1 protein-coding gene is annotated in these 625 nt (G+C 78.4%); it reads right to left on the reverse strand.

The window, feature by feature from the left end; translation table 11 throughout:
• The coding region (locus CCN72_RS37000) for a PucR family transcriptional regulator ligand-binding domain-containing protein (protein WP_208638203.1) at positions 1 to 625 on the reverse strand (625 nt) is incomplete at both ends.

Raw genomic sequence — 625 nt, forward strand, 5'->3', positions numbered from 1 at the left:
GTCCGGGCGGGGTGGCCGGGCGGACCACCGCCGCGAGCTTCCGCAGGGCCTCGGTGACGGCGGGCGCGGGGGACCGGCCGGCCGCCGCGATCCCGGTGCCGTCGGGGCCGTAGAGCACCGCGTGCCCGCCGAGCCGCTGGGCGAGCCGGCGCAGCACGGACGGCACCGGGTCGGCGTGGGCCGCGGCGGCGGCGAGGCTCTGCTGGGCCTCGGTGACCCGGCGCAGTTCGGCGAGGCGGGCCTGCGCCATCAGCTGCCACACCGCGCGGGCCACCCCCGAGAAGGTGGTCCCCGGCGGGACCTCCAGCAGCGGGAGCCCGTGGGCGGCGCAGGCGGTGACCAGGGCGTCCGGCACCGAGTCGTGCACCGGGGCGAGCCCGAAGCCGAGGGCGGCACCGCCCGCCGCGACGACCCGGGCGACGTAGGAGTCGAAGAAGGTGTCGGGCGACGGCGCGTCGGGGAACTGGACCCCGGCCGTGAGGAGCAGTTCGCCGCCGAGGAGATAGGGGAAGGGATCGGCCATCTCGGAGGTGTGCGCCCAGTGGATGACGACGTCCGGGCCGGTGGGACCGGCGAGCTGGCGCAGCGCGAGGTCGTCGCGGGCGAGGAGGGCGGAGAGGGGGAC

Source organism: Streptomyces murinus (assembly GCF_002154555.1).
In the GTDB taxonomy this organism is placed as follows: domain Bacteria; phylum Actinomycetota; class Actinomycetes; order Streptomycetales; family Streptomycetaceae; genus Streptomyces; species Streptomyces murinus.